20 protein-coding genes, 1 pseudogene and 1 other annotated feature are annotated in these 21285 nt (G+C 56.8%); of the genes and pseudogenes, 15 read left to right on the top strand and 6 right to left on the bottom strand.

Annotated elements, in window-relative coordinates:
- Nucleotides 1-33 precede the first annotated feature (33 nt).
- From yjjY to thrC, 6 genes are all read left to right on the top strand, one after another.
- Nucleotides 34-174 (top strand): protein YjjY, encoded by a 141-nt coding sequence (yjjY, locus tag KHQ24_RS10830; RefSeq protein WP_004146984.1) that lies wholly within the window; start codon nt 34-36, stop codon nt 172-174.
- Between the two features lie 397 nt (nt 175-571).
- On the top strand, nt 572-1258 hold the full coding sequence (locus tag KHQ24_RS10825) for a tRNA/rRNA methyltransferase (RefSeq protein WP_004204223.1): 687 nt from the start codon (nt 572-574) through the stop codon (nt 1256-1258).
- 211 nt (nt 1259-1469) lie between these two features.
- A complete protein-coding gene (gene thrL / locus KHQ24_RS10820) occupies nt 1470-1538 on the top strand; it encodes a thr operon leader peptide (protein WP_004222578.1) in 69 nt (22 codons plus the stop codon).
- Nucleotides 1477-1594, top strand: a sequence feature (Thr leader region). It overlaps the preceding gene by 62 nt.
- Nucleotides 1595-1619: 25 nt before the next feature.
- Complete coding sequence (gene thrA, locus KHQ24_RS10815; protein WP_009309175.1) at nt 1620-4082, top strand: bifunctional aspartate kinase/homoserine dehydrogenase I; 2463 nt, start codon at nt 1620-1622, stop codon at nt 4080-4082.
- A gap of 1 nt (nt 4083) precedes the next feature.
- On the top strand, nt 4084-5013 hold the full coding sequence (gene thrB, locus KHQ24_RS10810) for a homoserine kinase (RefSeq protein WP_186926287.1): 930 nt from the start codon (nt 4084-4086) through the stop codon (nt 5011-5013).
- Nucleotides 5014-5016: 3 nt separating this feature from the next.
- The gene (gene thrC / locus KHQ24_RS10805) at nt 5017-6297 is read left to right on the top strand and encodes a threonine synthase (protein WP_002887863.1); all 1281 of its coding nucleotides are present in this window, start codon (nt 5017-5019) and stop codon (nt 6295-6297) included.
- A 48-nt stretch (nt 6298-6345) separates the two neighbouring features.
- Here the strand turns inward: thrC and yaaA are convergent, their stop codons facing one another.
- Both yaaA and KHQ24_RS10795 read right to left on the bottom strand, forming a co-directional pair.
- Nucleotides 6346-7119: a peroxide stress protein YaaA gene (gene yaaA / locus KHQ24_RS10800; RefSeq protein WP_009309177.1), complete on the bottom strand. Its 774-nt coding sequence runs from the start codon at nt 7117-7119 to the stop codon at nt 6346-6348.
- A gap of 77 nt (nt 7120-7196) precedes the next feature.
- Nucleotides 7197-8627: an alanine/glycine:cation symporter family protein gene (locus KHQ24_RS10795; protein WP_004204227.1), complete on the bottom strand. Its 1431-nt coding sequence runs from the start codon at nt 8625-8627 to the stop codon at nt 7197-7199.
- Nucleotides 8628-8829: 202 nt separating this feature from the next.
- On the opposite strand from KHQ24_RS10795, the gene tal reads away from it, so the two are divergent.
- From tal to KHQ24_RS10780, 3 genes are all read left to right on the top strand, one after another.
- Nucleotides 8830-9783, top strand: coding sequence for a transaldolase (gene tal, locus KHQ24_RS10790; RefSeq protein ID WP_004204228.1), 954 nt, complete (start codon nt 8830-8832; stop codon nt 9781-9783).
- Between the two features lie 99 nt (nt 9784-9882).
- Entirely contained in the window at nt 9883-10470 is a 588-nt protein-coding gene (gene mog, locus KHQ24_RS10785) for a molybdopterin adenylyltransferase (RefSeq protein WP_004204229.1), read from the top strand.
- Nucleotides 10471-10589: 119 nt separating this feature from the next.
- On the top strand, nt 10590-11891 hold the full coding sequence (locus KHQ24_RS10780) for an MFS transporter (protein ID WP_009309178.1): 1302 nt from the start codon (nt 10590-10592) through the stop codon (nt 11889-11891).
- A gap of 56 nt (nt 11892-11947) precedes the next feature.
- Here KHQ24_RS10780 and satP read toward each other — a convergent pair whose 3' ends face one another.
- The 3 genes from satP to KHQ24_RS10765 form a co-directional block, all read right to left on the bottom strand.
- Nucleotides 11948-12514 carry an acetate uptake transporter gene (gene satP / locus KHQ24_RS10775; RefSeq protein ID WP_004204231.1) on the bottom strand — a complete coding sequence of 189 codons (567 nt, stop codon included), beginning with the start codon at nt 12512-12514 and terminating at the stop codon, nt 11948-11950.
- A gap of 88 nt (nt 12515-12602) precedes the next feature.
- On the bottom strand, nt 12603-13352 hold the full coding sequence (gene msyB / locus KHQ24_RS10770; RefSeq protein WP_048979796.1) for an acidic protein MsyB: 750 nt from the start codon (nt 13350-13352) through the stop codon (nt 12603-12605).
- A gap of 28 nt (nt 13353-13380) precedes the next feature.
- The gene (locus KHQ24_RS10765) at nt 13381-13785 is read right to left on the bottom strand and encodes a DUF2541 family protein (RefSeq protein WP_009309180.1); all 405 of its coding nucleotides are present in this window, start codon (nt 13783-13785) and stop codon (nt 13381-13383) included.
- A gap of 396 nt (nt 13786-14181) precedes the next feature.
- Here KHQ24_RS10765 and dnaK point away from each other — a divergent pair, with 396 nt between their 5' ends.
- The 4 genes from dnaK (at nt 14182) to nhaR (ending at nt 19621) form a co-directional block, all read left to right on the top strand.
- A complete protein-coding gene (dnaK, locus tag KHQ24_RS10760) occupies nt 14182-16098 on the top strand; it encodes a molecular chaperone DnaK (protein WP_004204234.1) in 1917 nt (638 codons plus the stop codon).
- An 87-nt stretch (nt 16099-16185) separates the two neighbouring features.
- A complete protein-coding gene (dnaJ, locus tag KHQ24_RS10755; protein WP_002887955.1) occupies nt 16186-17319 on the top strand; it encodes a molecular chaperone DnaJ in 1134 nt (377 codons plus the stop codon).
- Nucleotides 17320-17495: 176 nt separating this feature from the next.
- The gene (gene nhaA, locus KHQ24_RS10750; protein WP_017901221.1) at nt 17496-18671 is read left to right on the top strand and encodes a Na+/H+ antiporter NhaA; all 1176 of its coding nucleotides are present in this window, start codon (nt 17496-17498) and stop codon (nt 18669-18671) included.
- Nucleotides 18672-18724: 53 nt separating this feature from the next.
- Nucleotides 18725-19621: a transcriptional activator NhaR gene (gene nhaR, locus KHQ24_RS10745; protein WP_002887961.1), complete on the top strand. Its 897-nt coding sequence runs from the start codon at nt 18725-18727 to the stop codon at nt 19619-19621.
- Between the two features lie 108 nt (nt 19622-19729).
- On the opposite strand, the gene rpsT is transcribed toward nhaR, so the two are convergent.
- Entirely contained in the window at nt 19730-19993 is a 264-nt protein-coding gene (gene rpsT / locus KHQ24_RS10740) for a 30S ribosomal protein S20 (RefSeq protein WP_002887965.1), read from the bottom strand.
- Nucleotides 19994-20109: 116 nt separating this feature from the next.
- Here rpsT and KHQ24_RS24555 point away from each other — a divergent pair.
- Both KHQ24_RS24555 and ribF read left to right on the top strand, forming a co-directional pair.
- A pseudogene (locus KHQ24_RS24555) lies at nt 20110-20315 on the top strand (DUF2575 domain-containing protein); the annotation flags it as partial.
- 7 nt (nt 20316-20322) lie between these two features.
- Nucleotides 20323-21261: a bifunctional riboflavin kinase/FAD synthetase gene (gene ribF / locus KHQ24_RS10735; RefSeq protein ID WP_004204236.1), complete on the top strand. Its 939-nt coding sequence runs from the start codon at nt 20323-20325 to the stop codon at nt 21259-21261.
- Nucleotides 21262-21285: the final 24 nt, after the last annotated feature.

Genomic DNA, 21285 nt, shown 5'->3' with positions numbered 1-21285 from the left:
GTGCATGTCGCAAATTAACATGCGCGGCGTAACATGACTAAAGTACGTAATTGCGTTCTTGATGCACTTTCCATCAACGTCAACAACATCATTAGCTTGGTCGTGGGTACTTTCCCTCTGGACCCGACGGTGTCAAAAACGGCTGACATCCTAACCATTTTAACAGCAACATAACAGGCTAAGAGAGGCCGAACACCCAATAAAACTACGCTTCGTTGACATATATCAAGTTCAATTGTAGCACGTTAACAGTCTTGTGAAATCATTGCATCGCCATGCTCTTTATAGTCACAATCTTTACCCGGCTCAACTAGTTGCGTGGATAAATTAATAAATACAGTGAATCCAATGTCTGGAACGATGCGTCAGATGAAATTTCATTGCCCATCATATGGATAAATGGGTTCTGTTAACATACTCCTTGTCATGGCCTCCTGAGAACAGTTTAGATTTTTTTATGGGTAAGAAAACGCAATTTTAGTGATTTTTGTTGCAAATTTGTAAATTTTCACCGCGTAAAATGGGGGGCTCCGCGCCTCAGACAACGCCTGAGAGAGAGAATGAAACCGCAATGCGTTTAACGATTATTTTGGTCGGTCCTGCCCGGGCCGAGAATGTCGGTGCCGCCGCCAGGGCGATGAAAACCATGGGATTTCGCGATCTGCGGATCGTGGACAGTGAAGCCCATCTGGCGCCGGCGGCACGCTGGGTGGCGCACGGCTCAGGCGACATCCTCGATGGCATCACCACCTATTCCACCCTTGCTGAGGCGCTGCACGACGTCGATTTTACCGTCGCCACCACCGCCCGCAGTCGCGCGCGGTTTCACTATTACGCCACGCCGCAGCAGTTGTTGCCGCTGCTGGAGGAGAAGGCGAACTGGATGACCCATACCGCGCTGGTATTTGGCCGTGAAGACGCCGGATTGACCAATGAGGAGCTGGCCCTGGCCGATGTGCTGACCGGCGTGCCGATGGTCGCGGATTATCCGTCGCTGAACCTCGGTCAGTCGGTGATGGTTTACTGCTATCAATTAGCATCGCTTATGCAACAATCGGCTCCCGCCGCTGCCGCGGCAGACCATCATCAGCTGCAGGCGTTGCGCCTCCGCACCATGGCCTTGCTTTCGCGTCTGGGCGTGGAGGACGATGCCAAACTGGCCGACTGGCTGTCGCAACGATTGGGGCTGCTGCAGCAGCGAGACACGGCAATGTTGCATCGTTTGCTGCATGATATTGAAAAAAACCTACCAGAATAAAGTTCTGTCATATTTTTTATTTATGGTTGCATGTACTGTTTTTGCGGGAGGTGTTCCGCCAATCTGGGTGTTTTTTCTTGTCGAGGTGGCGCAATACGTAAGCCGGCTGAAATGGGGTTAATTGAGAAATTCATTGACTTAAGACGGCAGATACTTTAACCAATATAGGCAGGACACACAGACAGATAAAAATACAGAGTACACAACATCCATGAATCGCATCGGCATGATTACCACCATTATCACCACCACCATTACCACAGGTAACGGTGCGGGCTGACGCGTACAGGAAACACAGAAAAAAGCCCGCACCTGAACAGTGCGGGCTTTTTTTTTGACAAGAGATCAAGGGGTAAGAACCATGCGAGTGTTGAAGTTCGGCGGTACATCAGTGGCAAATGCGGAACGGTTTCTGCGGGTTGCCGATATTCTGGAGAGTAATGCTAGGCAGGGGCAGGTAGCGACCGTCCTGTCTGCCCCGGCGAAGATCACTAACCATCTGGTAGCGATGATTGAAAAGACCATTGGCGGCCAGGATGCCCTCCCCAATATTGCCGACGCTGAACGCATTTTTGCCGAACTTCTTCAGGGCCTTGCCGACGCCCAGCCCGCTTTCCCGCTCGCCCAGTTGAAAGCCTTTGTTGAGCAGGAGTTTGCTCAGATTAAGCATGTCCTGCACGGTATTAGCCTGCTGGGTCAGTGCCCGGATAGCGTCAATGCCGCGCTGATCTGCCGAGGCGAAAAGCTCTCCATCGCCATCATGGCGGGTCTGCTGGAAGCCCGTGGTCATAAAGTCAGTGTCATTAACCCGGTGGAAAAACTGCTTGCCGTTGGTCACTACATGGAGTCCACGGTCGATATCGCCGAATCCACCCGCCGCATCGCCGCCAGCCAGATCCCGGCAGACCATATGATCCTGATGGCTGGGTTTACCGCTGGCAATGAGAAGGGGGAGCTGGTGGTGCTGGGGCGCAACGGCTCCGACTATTCGGCTGCGGTGCTGGCCGCCTGCCTGCGCGCCGATTGCTGCGAAATCTGGACCGATGTCGACGGAGTGTACACTTGCGACCCGCGCCAGGTGCCGGATGCGCGTCTGCTGAAATCGATGTCTTATCAGGAGGCGATGGAGCTCTCCTATTTTGGCGCGAAAGTGCTGCACCCGCGCACCATCGCCCCTATCGCCCAATTCCAAATCCCATGTCTGATTAAAAATACTGGCAACCCGCAGGCGCCGGGAACGCTCATCGGCGCCAGCCGCGACGAGGACGATCTGCCGGTTAAAGGCATCTCTAACCTCAACAACATGGCGATGTTCAACGTTTCCGGGCCGGGGATGAAAGGCATGGTCGGCATGGCCGCCCGCGTCTTCGCCACCATGTCCCGCGCCGGCATCTCGGTAGTGCTGATCACCCAATCCTCCTCCGAGTACAGCATCAGTTTCTGCGTGCCGCAGAGCGACTGCGCGCGAGCCAAACGGGCGATGGAAGATGAGTTTTACCTCGAGCTGAAAGAGGGACTGCTGGAGCCGCTGGCCATTATGGAGCGTCTGGCTATTATCTCGGTGGTGGGCGATGGGATGCGCACCCTGCGCGGTATCTCGGCGAAATTTTTTGCCGCGCTGGCCCGCGCCAATATCAATATCGTGGCGATTGCTCAGGGTTCTTCCGAACGCTCCATTTCGGTGGTGGTCAGCAATGACGACGCTACCACCGGCGTGCGCGTGACCCATCAGATGCTGTTCAACACCGACCAGGTGATCGAAGTGTTCGTCATCGGCGTCGGCGGCGTCGGCGGCGCGCTGCTGGAGCAGATCAAACGCCAGCAGGGTTGGCTGAAGAGCAAACATATCGATCTGCGCGTTTGCGGCGTGGCCAACTCTCAGGCGCTGCTGACCAGCGTGCATGGTCTGAATCTGGAAAACTGGAGTGAAGCGCTGGCGGAGGCGAAAGAACCCTTTAATCTTGGCCGCCTGATCCGCCTGGTAAAAGAGTACCACCTGCTGAATCCGGTGATCGTCGACTGTACCTCCAGCCAGGCGGTCGCCGATCAGTACGCCGACTTCCTGCGCGAAGGTTTCCATGTGGTCACGCCGAATAAAAAGGCCAATACCTCTTCACTGGATTACTATCATCAGCTGCGCCACGCGGCGAGCAGCTCGCGCCGCAAGTTCCTCTATGACACGAACGTTGGCGCTGGCCTGCCGGTGATTGAGAACCTGCAGAACCTGCTCAACGCCGGCGATGAACTGCGCCATTTCTCCGGGATCCTTTCCGGCTCCCTGTCGTTTATCTTCGGCAAGCTGGATGAGGGCGTGAGTTTCTCGGCGGCGACGGCAATGGCCCGTGAGATGGGGTATACCGAGCCGGATCCGCGCGACGATTTATCCGGGGTGGACGTCGCGCGTAAGCTGCTGATTCTGGCCCGTGAGACCGGGCGTGAACTGGAGCTGTCGGACATTATCGTCGAGTCGGCGCTGCCGGCGGACTTCGACGCCAGCGGTGATGTCGAGACCTTTATGGCCCGCCTGCCGTCGCTGGATGATGAGTTCGCTTCGCGGATCGCTAAGGCGCGCGATGAAGGTAAAGTCTTGCGCTATGTCGGTAACATCGAAGAGGATGGTACCTGCCGGGTGAAAATTGCCGCCGTTGACGGCAACGATCCGCTGTACAAAGTCAAAAATGGCGAGAACGCGCTGGCCTTTTACAGCCACTATTATCAGCCATTGCCGCTGGTGCTGCGCGGCTATGGTGCCGGGAACGACGTCACGGCGGCCGGCGTATTCGCCGACCTGCTGCGCACCCTTTCCTGGAAGTTAGGAGTTTAAGATGGTCAAAGTATATGCCCCGGCTTCCAGTGCCAATATGAGCGTCGGGTTTGATGTGTTGGGCGCGGCGGTCACGCCGGTCGATGGCACGCTGCTTGGCGACAATGTCACTGTCGAAGCGGCGGAGCAATTTAGCCTGCAGAATCTGGGACGCTTCGCCAGCAAACTGCCGACGGCGCCGCAGGAGAACATTGTTTACCAGTGCTGGGAAAGCTTTTGTCGGGAGATCGGTAAGACGGTGCCGGTGGCGATGACGCTGGAAAAAAACATGCCGATTGGTTCCGGGCTGGGTTCCAGCGCCTGCTCGGTGGTCGCCGCGCTGGTGGCGATGAACGAGTTTTGCGGTAAGCCGCTGAACGAGACGCGCATGCTGGCGCTGATGGGGGAGATGGAAGGGCGTATCTCCGGCAGCATTCACTACGACAACGTGGCGCCGTGCTATCTTGGCGGCATGCAGTTGATGATCGAAGAGAATGGGATTATCAGCCAGCAGGTGCCCGGGTTTGATGAGTGGCTGTGGGTGCTGGCCTATCCGGGGATTAAAGTCTCCACCGCCGAAGCGCGGGCGATTCTGCCGGCGCAGTACCGCCGTCAGGATTGTATCGCCCATGGTCGCCACCTCGCGGGCTTTATTCATGCCTGCTACACCCGCCAGCCGCAGCTGGCGGCAAAATTGATGAAAGATGTGATTGCCGAACCGTACCGAACCAAACTGCTGTCGGGCTTTAGCGAAGCGCGTCAGACGGCCATGGAGATGGGCGCCCAGGCTTGCGGCATCTCCGGCTCTGGCCCAACGCTATTCGCGTTGTGCGATAAGCCGGACACCGCACAGCGCGTCGCCGACTGGCTTGGCGCGCACTATCTACAGAATCAGGAAGGCTTTGTTCATATTTGCCGGCTGGATACGGCGGGCGCACGCGTAGTGGGATAACCAATGAAACTGTATAACTTAAAAGATCACAATGAGCAGGTCAGCTTTGCGCAGGCCGTTACCCAGGGACTTGGCAAGCATCAGGGCCTGTTCTTTCCGCACGATCTGCCGGAATTCAGCCTGACTGAAATCGACGATATGCTGGCGCAGGACTTTGTCACCCGCAGCGCCAAAATTTTATCCGCCTTTATCGGCGATGAGATCCCGCAGGATGTCCTGCAGCAGCGGGTCCGCGCGGCGTTTGCGTTTCCGGCGCCGGTGAGCAAGGTTCAGGAGGATGTCGGCTGTCTGGAACTGTTCCATGGCCCCACGCTGGCGTTCAAGGATTTCGGCGGCCGCTTTATGGCGCAGATGCTGACCCACATTGCGGGCGACAAGCCGGTCACCATCCTCACGGCGACCTCTGGCGATACTGGTGCGGCGGTGGCGCATGCTTTCTATGGTCTGCCGAACGTTAAGGTGGTGATCCTCTATCCGCGCGGCAAGATCAGCCCGCTGCAGGAGAAGCTGTTCTGTACTCTCGGCGGCAACATCGAAACCGTGGCGATTGACGGCGACTTCGACGCCTGCCAGGCGCTGGTGAAGCAGGCGTTTGACGATGAAGAACTGAAGGCGACGCTGGGGCTGAACTCGGCTAACTCCATTAACATCAGCCGCCTGCTGGCGCAGATCTGCTACTACTTCGAAGCGGCGGCGCAGCTGCCGCAGGAAGCCCGCAATCAGCTGGTGATTTCTGTGCCGAGCGGCAACTTCGGCGATCTGACCGCCGGTCTGCTGGCGAAGTCGCTGGGTCTGCCGATCAAACGCTTTATCGCTGCCACCAACGCCAACGACACTGTTCCGCGCTATCTGCAGGGCGGCGAGTGGGCGCCAAAAGCCACCCAGGCGACGCTGTCCAACGCCATGGACGTCAGCCAGCCGAACAACTGGCCGCGTGTCGAAGAGCTGTTCCGCCGTAAAATCTGGCGTCTCAGCGAGCTGGGCTATGCCGCGGTCGATGATGAGACCACCAAAGCGGCAATGCGCGAGCTGAAGGCCATCGGCTACATCTCTGAGCCGCACGCGGCGATTGCCTGGCGCGCGCTGCGCGATCAGCTGCAGCCGGGAGAGTACGGTCTGTTCCTCGGCACCGCCCATCCGGCGAAGTTCAAAGAGAGCGTGGAGGAGATCCTGCAGGAGACCCTGCCGCTGCCGAAAGAGCTGGCCGACCGCGCCGACCTGCCGCTGCTGTCTCACAACCTGCCGGCGGATTTCGCCGCGCTGCGTAAGCTGATGATGGGCTAAATCCTTACCGTCCCCCTGTCGCGTCGAACACCGCAGGGGGACGCTTACTTACTGCTCGTGGCGTTTAAACACCAGTTCGCCTTTCTCCGAAGCCTCCGCATCAAAGAAATAGCCTTCGCTATTAAAGGATTTCAGCTGCTCCGGCTGGGTTAAGCGATTTTCAATAATGTAGCGGCTCATCAGGCCACGGGCTTTCTTGGCATAGAAGCTGATCACTTTGAATTTGCCGTTCTTCTCATCGAGGAAGACCGGCTTGATCAGCTGGCCCTGCAATTTTTGCGTTTTCACCGATTTAAAATACTCATCGGAAGCCAGGTTGATGACGATATCGTCGCCCTGAGCCTGCAGCGCCTGATTCAGCTTCTCGGTAATGGTATCGCCCCAGAACTGGTACAGATCTTTACCGCGCGGGTTTTCCAGACGGATCCCCATCTCCAGGCGGTAGGGCTGCATCAGGTCCAGCGGGCGCAGCACGCCATACAGGCCGGAGAGCATGCGCAGGTGTCGCTGGGCGAAGTCAAAGTCGTCCTCAGTGAGCGTCTCTGCCTGCAGGCCGGTGTAGACATCGCCCTTAAAGGCGAGGATCGCCTGGCGGGCATTTTGCGGCGTAAAGTCAGGGTGCCAGTCGTGGAAACGGGTGGCGTTCAGATCCGCCAGCTTGTCGCTGATGCTCATCAGCTTGCCGATTTGCGGCGCGGTCAGCTGACGGGCGATGCTGATAAGCTCTTGAGAATACTCGAGGAGTTCGGGCTGGGTATAGCGAGTCGTTGCCAGCGGGCTTTGATAATCGAGCGTTTTAGCAGGTGAAATCAGAATCAGCATATCCAGTCCTTGCAGGTAATTTCGACGAATTTTAACAAAAAAAGTGCATGGTGGGATCGATAGCTGCGATTGCCGCGTTATTCGCGCGGCAGTTCATTCCACGCGCCCGGGGCCAGCTGCTGGTGAATCTCGGGATAGCGCGATGCATCAAAAGTGGGCTGGATGCCCAGCTGGCGCTGACGCAGATAATCACTGGCGATAATTCGCACCGTCGGGGAGAGCAGCAGGATGGCCGTCAGGTTGGTCATCGCCATCAGCGCCATAATGATATCCGCGCTCTGCCAGACGACCGGCAGGCTAACCAGGGTCCCCAACAGCACCATCAGGACGGTGAGTATTCGCAGACCCCAGATATAACGCGGCTTATCCAGATGCAGAAAGATCAGATTATTTTCCGCATACACGTAGTTGGCCACGATAGAGCTAAAAGCGAACAGCAGCACGATGAGGGCGATAAAATCCGCTCCCCAGCCGCCGACCAGCACGCTCATCGCGTGTTGCAAGTCCTGAATACCATTGAGCGTATATTCATTGTCGGGCCGCGGCGCCAGCATGACGATAATCGCGCTGGCGGTACAGATCACGATGGTATCGATAAACACGCCTATCATCTGCACGATACCCTGCGCCGCCGGGTGCGGCGGCCATGAGGCGGCGGCTGCGGCGGCGTTAGGCGAAGAGCCCATCCCTGCTTCATTGGAGAACATGCCGCGCTGAAAGCCGCTGGTCAGCGCCTGGCTGATGGTGTAGCCCACCGCGCCGGCGGCGGCTTCCTGCCAGCCGAAGGCGCAGCGAAAGATGGTGGCGAAAATCGTCGGCAGGGCGGTGATATGCCACAGGCCGATAAGCAGGCTGGTGGCGATCCATAGCAGCGCCATGATGGGCACTATCCACTGCATCAGGCGCGCCACGCCGCGTAAACCGCGGAGGATGGCCAGCAGAACGACAACGGCCAGCACGCCGCCGCTGACCGCCGCCGGCAGATCGAACGCATAGCGCAGGGCATGAGCCACGGAGTTGGCCTGCACGGTATTGAAGATAAAGCCATAGGCCAGCAGCAGGAGGATCGAAAACAGCACGCCCATCCAGCGCATGCCGAGCCCGCGCGCCATATACCAGGCCGGGCCGCCGCGGAACTGGCCGCGGCTATCGCGTTCTTTATACAACTGGGCAAGGGAACATTCGGCGAAGCTGCTGGCCATGCCGAGCAGGGCGGAGACCCACATCCAGAATACCGCTCCTGGTCCGCCGGCGGCAATGGCCAGCGTGACGCCGGCAAGATTACCGCTGCCAACCCGGGCGGCAAGACTGGTACATAACGCCTGAAAAGAGGTTAAACCGCCCGGCTGCGGGTGCAGGCTTTTTTTCAGACTGCGGCTAAATTTGCGCACGTAACGGAACTGAATACCCCGGGTTTGCCAGCTAAACCAGATCCCTGCACCCAGTAGCAGATAAATCATCACTGAGCCCCAGAGTATTTCATTGATAAATGAGAGAAAATCAGGCATTAAACATCCTCTTGTCCATGCCGGAACGCCAGTGTAAGCGTTACCAATTAAGTGACAATCCTTGCGCTTTCAGCAAATTAATCTGCATAGTTTATCACACTCTGCGCTCTTCTCTCGTCGGCGGTTGCGCTGACCCGGCAGCGTGTTATCATCTGGGCAGACCGGTTACATCCCCTTAACTGCTGTTTAAGAGAAATATATCATGACGGATAAATTAACTTCTCTGCGTCAGTACACCACTGTCGTCGCTGACACCGGAGATATTGCGGCAATGAAGCTGTATCAGCCTCAGGATGCCACCACCAACCCTTCCCTGATCCTCGGCGCGGCTCAGATCCCTGAGTACCGTAAGCTGATTGACGACGCTGTGGCCTGGGCTCGTAGCCAGAGCAGCGATCGCGCACAGCAAATCCTTGATGCTTCCGACAAGCTGGCGGTGAACATCGGTCTCGAAATTCTGAAACTGATCCCGGGCCGTATCTCCACCGAAGTGGATGCACGTCTCTCCTACGACACCGAAGCGTCTATCGCCAAAGCTAAGCGCATCATCAAGCTGTATAACGACGCGGGCATCAGCAACGATCGTATTCTGATCAAGCTGGCTTCCACCTGGCAGGGCATTCGCGCCGCTGAGCAGCTGGAAAAAGAAGGCATCAACTGCAACCTGACCCTGCTGTTCTCCTTCGCTCAGGCTCGTGCTTGCGCCGAAGCGGGCGTCTTCCTGATTTCGCCGTTCGTTGGTCGTATCCTCGACTGGTACAAAGCCAACACCGATAAGAAAGAGTACGCGCCGGCAGAAGATCCGGGCGTGGTTTCCGTCAGCGAAATCTACGAGTACTACAAGCAGCACGGTTATGAAACCGTAGTGATGGGCGCCAGCTTCCGTAACGTTGGTGAAATTCTCGAACTGGCTGGCTGTGACCGCCTGACCATCGCCCCGGCGCTGCTGAAAGAGCTGTCCGAGAGCGAAGGCGCCGTTGAGCGTAAACTGGTGTATACCGGTGAAGTGAAAGCGCGTCCGGAGCGTATTACCGAATCTGAGTTCCTGTGGCAGCATAACCAGGATCCGATGGCGGTAGACAAACTGGCGGAAGGTATCCGTAAGTTTGCGATCGACCAGGAAAAACTGGAAAAAATGATCGGCGAACTGCTGTAATCCCGCAAGTGGCCGACGCCCGTCGGCCACATTACACTGTCTGTCCCGCCAGCAGCAGTGTATCATTTCGTTTAACGCTACAGTTTGAACGGAATAACCATGAATACCTTACGAATCGGCTTAGTTTCCATTTCCGATCGCGCCTCCAGCGGCGTCTATCAGGACAAAGGCATCCCGGCACTGGAAGAGTGGCTGGCGCGTGCCCTCACTACCCCTTTTGAACTGCAGACTCGCCTGATTCCGGATGAGCAGGTCATTATTGAGCAAACGCTGTGCGAACTGGTTGACGAGATGGGGTGCCACCTGGTGCTGACCACCGGCGGAACCGGCCCTGCGCGTCGCGATGTGACGCCCGACGCCACGCTGGCGATTGCCGATCGCGAGATGCCGGGCTTCGGCGAGCAAATGCGCCAGGTTAGCCTACACTTTGTGCCGACGGCGATCCTTTCCCGGCAGGTCGGGGTGATCCGCAAGCAGGCGCTGATCCTCAATCTACCCGGACAACCGAAAGCGATTCAGGAGACCCTGGAAGGGGTGAAAGATGCTGACGGCAACGTGCTGGTGCACGGTATTTTCGCAAGTGTACCTTATTGTGTACAGTTGCTGGAGGGGCCTTATGTGGAAACCGATGGCCGTGTGGTAGAAGCATTTCGTCCAAAAAGCGCCAGACGCGAAACTTTATCCTGAATTTGATGCATTTGTGACATAACCTGCATCGCTGATGGTGTGCCGTTTTATTTACGATATAGTGCTGTTTACTTTACACACTATAAAATACGCTGCACACCTCAGGATGAAATCGCGTTATGTCATATGCAAACCGACCGCTCAACCGCCAGGATTATAAAACGCTAACGCTGGCCGCCCTTGGCGGCGCGCTGGAGTTTTATGACTTTATCATCTTCGTTTTCTTCGCCGCCGTCGTCGGCGAGCTCTTCTTCCCCGCGGATATTCCGGAATGGCTGCGCCAGGTACAGACCTTTGGCATTTTCGCCGCCGGTTACCTGGCGCGTCCGCTGGGGGGGATCATCATGGCCCACTTTGGCGATCTGGTAGGGCGTAAAAAAATGTTTACCCTCAGCATTCTGCTGATGGCGGTGCCGACCCTGGCGATTGGTCTGCTGCCGACCTACAGCTCGGTGGGCATCGTCGCGCCGCTGCTGTTGCTGCTGATGCGTATTCTGCAGGGGGCGGCGATCGGCGGCGAGGTACCTGGCGCCTGGGTGTTTGTCGCCGAGCATGTTCCGGAAAAACGCATTGGTATCGCCTGCGGCACGCTGACGGCCGGCCTGACCGTAGGCATCCTGCTGGGATCGGTGGTGGCGACGCTTATCAACACCAGCCTGACGCTGCAGGGGATCCACGACGGCGGCTGGCGGATCCCCTTCCTGCTGGGGGGCGTATTTGGCCTGGTGGCGATGTATCTGCGCCGCTGGCTGCAGGAGACGCCGATTTTTCTTGAGATGCAGCAGCGCAAAGCGCTGGCGCAGGAACTGCCGGTAAAGGCGGTCGTCCTCAAGCACCAGAAGGCGGTGGCGGTCTCTATGCTGCTGACCTGGCTGCTGTCGGCAGGCGTGGTGGTGGTGATCCTGATGTCGCCGGTCTGGCTGCAGAAACACTATGGCTTCGCCCCGGCGATGACCCTGCAGGCCAACAGCATTGCCACGATTATGTTGTGCATCGGCTGTCTGCTCGCCGGGCTGGCGGCGGACCGCTTCGGCGCCAGCCGCACCTTTATCGTCGGCAGCCTGCTGCTGGCGGTTGCCAGCTGGGCATTTTATCACCTGTCCGGCGCCAGCCCGCAGCGGCTGTTTCTGCTGTACGGTACGGTGGGACTCTGCGTGGGCGTGGTGGGGGCGGTGCCTTATGTCATGGTGCGGGCCTTCCCGGCGGAAGTGCGCTTCACCGGCATTTCCTTTTCCTACAATCTGTCGTACGCGATTTTTGGCGGCCTGACGCCGATTGCCGTCACGATGCTGATGGGGGTGTCGCCGATGGCCCCGGCCTGGTATGTTCTGGCCTTGTCGCTGATGGGCTTGGGATTAGGTATCTGGCTGCGTCAGGGGCTGACGGCGGCGAGGTTGCCGGAAGGGGAGCTGCAGCGCTAAGCAGGGTTTACCGATGATGACCAGCCGCCGCCCTGTCACAGGGCGGCGGCGGAAGATTAACGCGGTTCGCCGATCGGCAACACGGTGCGGCCGAACTGCTCGTTCAGCACTTCGCCCATCGCCAGGTAAATGGCGCTGGCGCCGCAGATCAGGCCGATCCAGCCGGCTACTTTCACGATGCCTTCGTTATCTACCAGATGCCCAATCGCCAGCAGCGCGAACAGCACCGTCAGGCTCAGGAACACGAACTGCAGCATACGTGCGGCTTTCAGCGTGCCGAAGAACATGAACAACGTAAAAATACCCCACAGGCCGAGATACATGCCGAGGAAGTGCGCGTTCGGCGCATCAGCCAGGCCCATTTTCGGCATCAGAAGGATAGCAACCAGCGTCAGCCAGAAGCTGCCGTAGGAGGTAAAAGCGGTCAAGCCAAAGGTGTTGCCTTTTTTGTATTCCAGCAGGCCGGCAAAAATTTGCGCAATGCCACCGTAAAAAATGCCCATCGCCAGGATAGCTACATCGAATGCGAAGAGGCCGCTATTCGCCAGGTTAAGCAGAATAGTGGTCATGCCGAAGCCCATAAGGCCCAGCGGTGCCGGATTAGCCAACTTAGTGTTGCCCATAATTCCTCAAAATTATCATTAAAAGGGAAGCATTACCCCGCGACTTGGCGGCGGGGCGCGGCATAATAATGAGGCGCGTAAAGGCTGTCTATGATCTGGCGGGGTATTTTTCACCAATTTCAGTTGCGCCCGACGACGAGTGGAGCATTTGTCGTAAACAGGCAATTTGCAGGACCGCGGGGATGGTGACCCGATAAGCGCTGCCGCTCACCGCTTTCACGCTGTTCAGCGCGGCGCCAAGCGGCCCCCCCAGCCCGGCGCCGCGTACCAGGCCATGACCGATGACGCTCACGGCGGCGTGCGTGCGCAGGATGGCGGTTAACCGCTCATCCAGTAGCAGGGCAACGCCTTCACTCAGCTTGCGGCGTCTCAACAGATGGGGCAGCAGGCTTTCCAGCTCAAGACTCCGGCACTCCACCGCGGCGAGAAACTGCGTTTTTTGTGCCGCATCCAGCTTATTCCAGCTGTGCTGCAGAAAATGCGTCAACAACTGTTGCTCAATCTGCGGCGTCGTCATCTGTTTATCGACCTTTGCCTTCAGCCTCTTACACACATCCAGCAGGATGGCGCGATAAAATTTGCCATGGCGGCGCAGCGTATTGGCGATGCTGTCGCCGCCGAAATGCTGTAGCTCGCCGGCGATCAACTGCCAGTTGCGGCGATAGCGCTCCGGGTGGCCCTCCATAGACAGAAAGGTTTCGTTGCGCAGCAGCGTACTGGAGAGACGGGGTTTGCCATTTTCCCCGTGGGTCAGAATACGGGTAAACGCTTCCAGATGCGCCTCGCTGCACTCAGGCAGAAAGGCGAGATCGTCATCATCCAGATAATTAATACGCATAACGTTTTCTCTCGGGCAGGGGACGACGTTAGTCGTCGCCGATAATTTTCAGTGAGGCCATATCTGAGGAGTTGACCGTCTGGCCGGAGAAGGCGATTTTTTTCACACAGCGCTTGTTGTCGTTATCGCTGTTGAGGGTGATCCAGCCGGTGGTGTTGCCCTCTTTGATCCCGGCGGGCACGTTCAGCGTGTGGCTGGCGCCGTGGCTGGCCTTAAAGTAGACGGTTGCTCCGGAGAGCTGTATATCGCCGCGCTCGGCGCTGAGCTGAATACGTTTGACCACCCGGCAGACGGGGAGCTTCAGCGTCAGATCGTTGGTCTCATTGCGCGGCATGGCGATCACGCCGAGGATCTTATGGTCGTTGGCGGCCGCCGAGGTGATAACTGACACGCTAAGGATAAGCCCCGCTGAAAGCCGGAATAGTGATTTCATTAATCTGTCCCCTGAATAAGTAAAGTGCGAGGGCGGGGATCTTATCACTGCGAAAACGGGGCTTTTAGCGCACAAGTATTGCGTTTTATGTCAATGATATTATGAATATATTTGGTTATTTTATTCGTTATTTATATGGATGTTTCGCCATCTTTTTTGCCGCCCGGCAACATCGTTTGCTGAGCCATCGGCGACAGGGGGCGAGGGCGTCGGCTGGTCCCCGGCAAAAAATTTTTCTACTTGCCCCTTGATGCCGGAGTGGGCGACCCCATCTTGTAGTCAACCGCAGTGAAGAACCTGAAAAAAAATGATGTCTGGGCAGTTGAAACCGCAGGTTTCGCCCTTATTACAGGTTCACAACCACATGTTGATCGAATTTTTAGTGGAGACGTTTAGATGGGTAAAATTATTGGTATCGACCTGGGTACTACCAACTCTTGTGTAGCGATTATGGATGGCACTACTGCACGCGTGCTGGAGAACGCCGAAGGCGATCGCACCACGCCTTCTATCATTGCCTATACCCAGGATGGTGAAACTCTGGTTGGTCAGCCGGCTAAACGTCAGGCAGTGACAAACCCGCAAAACACCCTGTTTGCGATTAAACGCCTGATTGGCCGCCGCTTCCAGGACGAAGAAGTTCAGCGTGACGTTTCTATCATGCCATACAAAATTGTTGCCGCAGACAATGGCGACGCATGGCTGGATGTGAAAGGCACCAAAACGGCACCGCCGCAGATCTCTGCTGAAGTGCTGAAAAAAATGAAGAAAACGGCTGAAGATTACCTGGGTGAACCGGTAACTGAAGCGGTTATCACCGTACCGGCTTACTTCAACGATGCGCAGCGTCAGGCCACCAAAGATGCTGGCCGTATCGCCGGTCTGGAAGTCAAACGTATCATCAACGAACCGACCGCGGCCGCGCTGGCGTACGGTCTGGATAAAGAAGTGGGCAACCGTACTATCGCGGTTTACGACCTCGGTGGTGGTACTTTCGATATCTCTATTATCGAAATCGACGAAGTGGATGGCGAAAAAACCTTCGAAGTACTGGCGACCAACGGTGACACCCACCTGGGCGGCGAAGACTTCGATACCCGTCTGATCAACTACCTCGTTGATGAATTTAAGAAAGATCAGGGCATTGACCTGCGCAACGACCCGCTGGCGATGCAGCGTCTGAAAGAAGCCGCTGAGAAAGCGAAGATTGAACTGTCTTCTGCTCAGCAGACCGACGTTAACCTGCCGTACATCACTGCAGATGCGACCGGTCCGAAACACATGAACATCAAAGTGACTCGCGCGAAACTGGAAAGCCTGGTAGAAGACCTGGTTAACCGTTCCATCGAGCCGCTGAAAGTAGCCCTGCAGGATGCCGGTCTGTCCGTTTCCGATATCAACGACGTGATCCTCGTTGGTGGTCAGACTCGTATGCCGATGGTGCAGAAGAAAGTGGCCGAGTTCTTTGGTAAAGAACCGCGTAAAGACGTTAACCCGGATGAAGCCGTGGCGATCGGTGCTGCCGTTCAGGGCGGTGTACTGACTGGTGATGTGAAAGACGTTCTGCTGCTCGACGTGACCCCGCTGTCGCTGGGTATCGAAACCATGGGCGGCGTGATGACTGCGCTGATCAGCAAAAACACCACCATCCCGACCAAGCATAGCCAGGTGTTCTCTACCGCTGAAGACAACCAGTCTGCGGTCACCATCCATGTGCTGCAGGGTGAGCGTAAACGCGCGTCTGATAACAAATCTCTGGGTCAGTTCAACCTGGATGGTATCAACCCGGCGCCGCGCGGCATGCCGCAGATCGAAGTGACCTTTGACATCGATGCTGACGGTATCCTGCACGTCTCCGCGAAAGACAAAAACAGCGGTAAAGAGCAGAAGATCACCATCAAAGCGTCTTCCGGTCTGAACGAAGAAGAAATTCAGAAAATGGTTCGCGAAGCGGAAGCTAACGCCGAATCTGACCGTAAGTTCGAAGAGCTGGTACAGACCCGCAACCAGGGCGACCATCTGCTGCACAGCACTCGCAAGCAGGTTGAAGAAGCAGGCGATAAACTGCCGGCTGACGACAAAACTGCCATCGAGTCTGCGCTGACCGCGCTGGAAACTTCGCTGAAAGGTGAAGACAAAGCGGACATCGAAGCGAAAATGCAGGCGCTGGCGCAGGCTTCCCAGAAGCTGATGGAAATTGCCCAGCAGCAGCATGCTCAGCAGCAGGCGGGTTCCGCTGACGCTCAGGCGAGCAACGCGAAAGACGACGATGTTGTCGACGCTGAGTTCGAAGAAGTGAAAGATAAAAAATAATCGCCCTTTGAACGGGTAAAACACTGGCACGGGCGAAGAGGTTTCCTCTCCGCCCGTGCACGCATGTTAAGGGGCTGAAAAACACCGATGGCAAAGCAAGATTACTACGAGATTTTAGGCGTCTCCAAAACAGCGGAAGAGCGTGAAATCAAAAAGGCTTATAAGCGCCTGGCCATGAAGTATCACCCGGACCGCAACCAGGGTGATAAAGAGGCCGAAGCCAAATTTAAAGAAATCAAAGAAGCGTATGAAATCCTGACTGATGCCCAGAAGCGTGCGGCCTACGATCAGTACGGCCACGCGGCCTTTGAGCAGGGCGGCATGGGCGGCGGCGGCGGTTTTGGCGGCGGTGCGGACTTCAGCGATATCTTTGGCGATGTTTTCGGCGATATCTTTGGCGGCGGACGTGGCCGGCAGCGCGCGGCGCGCGGCGCCGATCTCCGTTACAACATGGAGCTGACGCTGGAAGAAGCGGTACGTGGCGTCACCAAAGAGATCCGTATTCCGACGCTGGAAGAGTGCGACGTCTGCCACGGCAGCGGCGCCAAAGCAGGCAGCAAACCGCAAACCTGTCCGACCTGTCATGGCGCAGGCCAGGTACAGATGCGTCAGGGCTTCTTTGCGGTACAGCAGACCTGTCCGCACTGTCAGGGACGCGGTACGCTGATTAAAGATCCGTGCAATAAATGTCATGGTCACGGCCGCGTTGAGAAGACCAAAACCCTGTCGGTTAAAATCCCGGCGGGCGTGGATACCGGAGACCGGATCCGTCTGGCGGGTGAAGGTGAAGCCGGCGAGCATGGCGCACCGGCAGGCGATCTGTACGTTCAGGTCCAGGTGAAGCAGCACGCTATCTTTGAGCGTGAAGGCAACAACCTGTACTGCGAAGTGCCGATCAACTTCACCATGGCTGCGCTGGGCGGCGAGATTGAGGTCCCGACGCTCGACGGCCGTGTCAATCTCAAGATTCCTGGCGAAACCCAGACCGGCAAACTGTTCCGCATGCGCGGCAAAGGCGTGAAATCCGTTCGCGGCGGCGCGCAGGGCGATCTGCTGTGCCGGGTGGTGGTGGAGACGCCGGTGGGGCTGAACGAGAAGCAGAAGCAGCTGCTGAAAGAGCTGCAGGAAAGCTTCGGCGGCCCGACCGGGGAAAACAACAGCCCGCGTTCGAAAAGCTTCTTCGACGGTGTGAAGAAGTTCTTCGACGATTTGACCCGCTAATTCCGCTTTCGCTGACTCCTGGCCCGGGCCTTTGCTGCCCGGGCTTTTTTTGTCTTATCGCTCCTCTTTGATTCGTAAAAATCGAATGTTTACTCAACTTAAATCTGATTTTTTCGAGTTATCAGTTTGTGTATTATGCTTTTATCGAGTTATTCACCAACAGGATGAAAGTAAAAGTGAAACATCTGCAACGATTCTTCAGTAGCGATGCTTCCGGCGGCATTGTCTTAATCATCGCCGCGGTGCTGGCGATGGTCATGGCCAATACCAGCGTGACCAGCGGTCTGTATCACTCCTTCCTTGATACGCCTGTACAGCTGCGGGTGGGGGCGCTGGAGATCAACAAGAATATGCTGCTCTGGATCAATGATGCCCTGATGGCGGTGTTCTTCTTGCTGATTGGCCTCGAGGTCAAACGCGAGCTGATTCAGGGCTCGCTGGCGAGTCGTCGTCAGGCGGTCTTTCCAGTGATTGCCGCGCTCGGCGGGATGATCGTCCCGGCGCTGGTCTATCTGGCCTTTAACGCTCAGGATCCTGTCGCCAGAGAGGGATGGGCGATCCCGGCAGCGACGGATATTGCCTTTGCCCTTGGCGTGCTGGCGCTGTTAGGCAGCCGCGTCCCGACGGCGCTAAAGATTTTCCTGATGGCGCTGGCGATCATTGATGACCTGGGGGCTATCGTGATTATCGCGCTGTTTTATACCCACGACCTGTCAATGCTCTCGCTGGGCGTGGCGGCGGCGGCGATTGCGGTGCTGGTGGCCCTGAATCTGAGCGGCGTGCGGCGCACTGGGATCTATATTCTGGTCGGCGCGGTGCTGTGGACGGCGGTGCTGAAGTCCGGCGTTCACGCGACGCTTGCCGGAGTCATCGTCGGCTTTATGATTCCGTTACAGGAAAAGCAGGGTAAATCCCCGGCCAAAGCGCTTGAGCATGTCCTGCACCCGTGGGTCGCGTTTATGATCCTACCGCTGTTTGCCTTTGCCAACGCGGGTGTCTCGTTGCAGGGGGTCACACTTGATGGACTGACGTCGCTGCTGCCTCTGGGCATCATGGCCGGCCTGTTTATCGGTAAGCCGCTGGGGATCAGCCTGTTCTGCTGGCTGGCCCTGAAGCTGAAGTGGGCCTCGCTGCCGGAGGGGACCACCTGCGGGCAGATTATGGCGGTGGGTATCCTGTGCGGGATTGGCTTTACGATGTCGATTTTTATCGCCAGTCTCGCCTTTGGCAACGTGGATCCCGCGTTGATCAACTGGGCCAAGCTTGGCATCTTGATCGGCTCAGTGTTATCGGCCGTCACCGGATACCTCATACTGCGTCAGCGCGCGACGGATACTCGCCTCGCGGTATAACCTTTCTGCGGAGGGCCTCTCCGGCCCTCCAGGACATTATCAGGGAGAGAAGCATGTCACATATCAACTACAACCATCTGTACTACTTCTGGCACGTCTATAAAGAAGGGTCTGTCGTGGGCGCGGCGGAGGCGCTGTTTCTGACGCCGCAGACCATTACCGGGCAGATCAAAGCGCTGGAGGAGCGTCTGCAGGGTAAATTATTCAAGCGCAAGGGAAGAGGGCTGGAGCCGAGCGAGCTCGGGGAGTTGGTCTTCCGCTATGCCGACCGGATGTTTACCCTGAGCCAGGAGATGCTCGACATCGTCAACTATCGCAAAGAGTCTAATCTGCTGTTTGACGTCGGCGTGGCCGATGCGCTCTCGAAGCGGCTGGTCAGCGGCGTGCTGGATGCCGCCGTTGTCGAAAGCGAGCAGATTCATCTGCGCTGTTTTGAATCCACCCATGAGCTGCTGCTGGAGCAGTTGAGCCAGCATAAGCTCGATATGATTATCTCTGACTGCCCGATCGACTCGACGCAGCAGGAAGGGCTGTTTTCGGTGAAGATTGGCGAGTGTAGCGTCAGCTTCTGGTGTATGAACCCGGCGCCGACGAAGCCGTTCCCGGCTTGTCTCGAAGAGCGACGGCTGCTAATCCCCGGCCGACGATCGATGCTGGGACGTAAGCTGCTGAACTGGATTAATGTGCAGGGGCTGAAGGTGGAGATTCTCGGCGAGTTTGACGACGCGGCGCTCATGAAAGCCTTTGGCGCTGCGCATAATGCGATATTTGTCGCGCCGACGCTCTACGCGCATGATTTCTATCATGATGAATCGATTGTCGAAATTGGCCGCATGGATAGCGTGATGGAGGAGTATCACGCTATTTTCGCCGAACGGATGATTCAGCATCCGGCGGTACAGCGCATCTGCAATCGCGATTATTCGTCGCTGTTTACTGAACCCAGATAGCCGGAAAGCGTGGCTGGCGTGGCTCAGGTCGCGCCAGGGCGGGGAAGATGACAGGCATAAAAAAACCCGCTTTCGCGGGTTTTTTCACAAAGCGACAACAAGCAGCAATTAAGCCAGTTTGTTGATCTGAGCGGTCAGGTTAGCCTTATGACGCGCAGCTTTGTTTTTGTGGATCAGACCTTTAGCAGCCTGACGGTCCACGATCGGTTGCATTTCGTTAAATGCTTTTTGTGCAGCAGCTTTGTCGCCAGCTTCGATAGCTGCGTATACTTTCTTGATGAAAGTACGCATCATAGAGCGACGGCTAGCGTTGTGCTTGCGAGCCTTTTCAGACTGAACGGCGCGCTTCTTAGCTGATTTGATATTAGCCAAGGTCCAACTCCCAAATGTGTTCTATATGGACAATTCAAAGGCCGAGGAATATGCCCGTTTAGCCTTCTTTTGTCAATGGATTTGTGCAAATAAGCGCCGTTTAACACCACAGCGCTTCATTACGTAGTGATGGCGCAAGATTCTACCAGCTTGTTGCAGGCGAATACAGCTTTTCCACCATAAAAATCGCCGGGGGCGGGCGGTTTTCCCGCTTACCCGCGCTGAGTGAATGAATTCCTGAGAACTTTCGTTGCCGAGGAGCAATCGCTGGTTAACGTTGACAGTTGTACAAGGTATACTCGGACGATTTTCACTGTTTTGAGCCAGACATGAAGCTGATACGCGGCATACATAATCTCAGTCAGGCCCCGCACGGGTGCGTGCTGACCATTGGCAATTTTGACGGCGTGCATCGTGGGCATCAGGCGCTGCTGCAGCGATTGCGCGAAGAGGGCCGCCAGCGCGGTTTACCGGTGGTGGTGATGATTTTCGAACCCCAGCCGCTCGAGCTTTTTGCCGCCGATAAAGCCCCGGCGCGGTTGACCCGCCTGCGTGAAAAGCTGAGCTATCTGGCTGAAAGCGGGGTCGACTATGTGCTGTGCGTTCGCTTCGACCGCCGGTTCGCCGCGCTGACGGCGCAGGATTTTATCAGTGAACTGCTGGTGCGCCGCCTGGGCGTGCAGTTCCTTGCCGTCGGTGACGATTTCCGCTTTGGCGCTGGTCGCCAGGGGGATTTCTTGTTATTACAAAAGGCGGGGGCGGAATACGGCTTCGACGTCACCAGCACCCAAACCTTCTGCGAAGGCGGGGTGCGGATCAGCAGCACGGCGGTGCGTCAGGCGCTGGCCGATGACGATCTTCTTCTTGCGGAGACGCTGCTCGGCCATCCGTTTAGCATTTCCGGACGCGTCGTGCATGGCGACGAACTGGGCCGTACCATAGGTTTTCCGACGGCGAACTTACCGCTGCGTCGTCAGGTTTCCCCGGTTAAAGGGGTCTATGCGGTAGAAGTGACAGGTCTGGGCGACAAACCAATCGCCGGTGTCGCCAATATTGGCACCCGTCCAACGGTAGCGGGCGTGCGTCAGCAGCTCGAAGTGCATCTGTTGGACGTTGTAATGGACCTCTACGGTCGCCATATCAATGTAGTACTGCGTAAAAAGATACGTAATGAGCAGCGGTTTGCGTCGCTGGACGAGCTGAAGGCGCAAATCGCACGTGATGAGTTAACGGCCCGCGAATTATTTGGGCTGACCAGCCAGGCCTGAGCCACTGGTGTTTATCAAACCGAA

The sequence above is a fragment of the Klebsiella sp. 54 genome, from assembly GCF_018223875.1.
GTDB lineage: Bacteria > Pseudomonadota > Gammaproteobacteria > Enterobacterales > Enterobacteriaceae > Klebsiella > Klebsiella quasipneumoniae.
The sequence above is the reverse complement of the archived record's forward strand: the minus strand, read 5'-3'. Positions and strand labels throughout refer to the sequence as shown.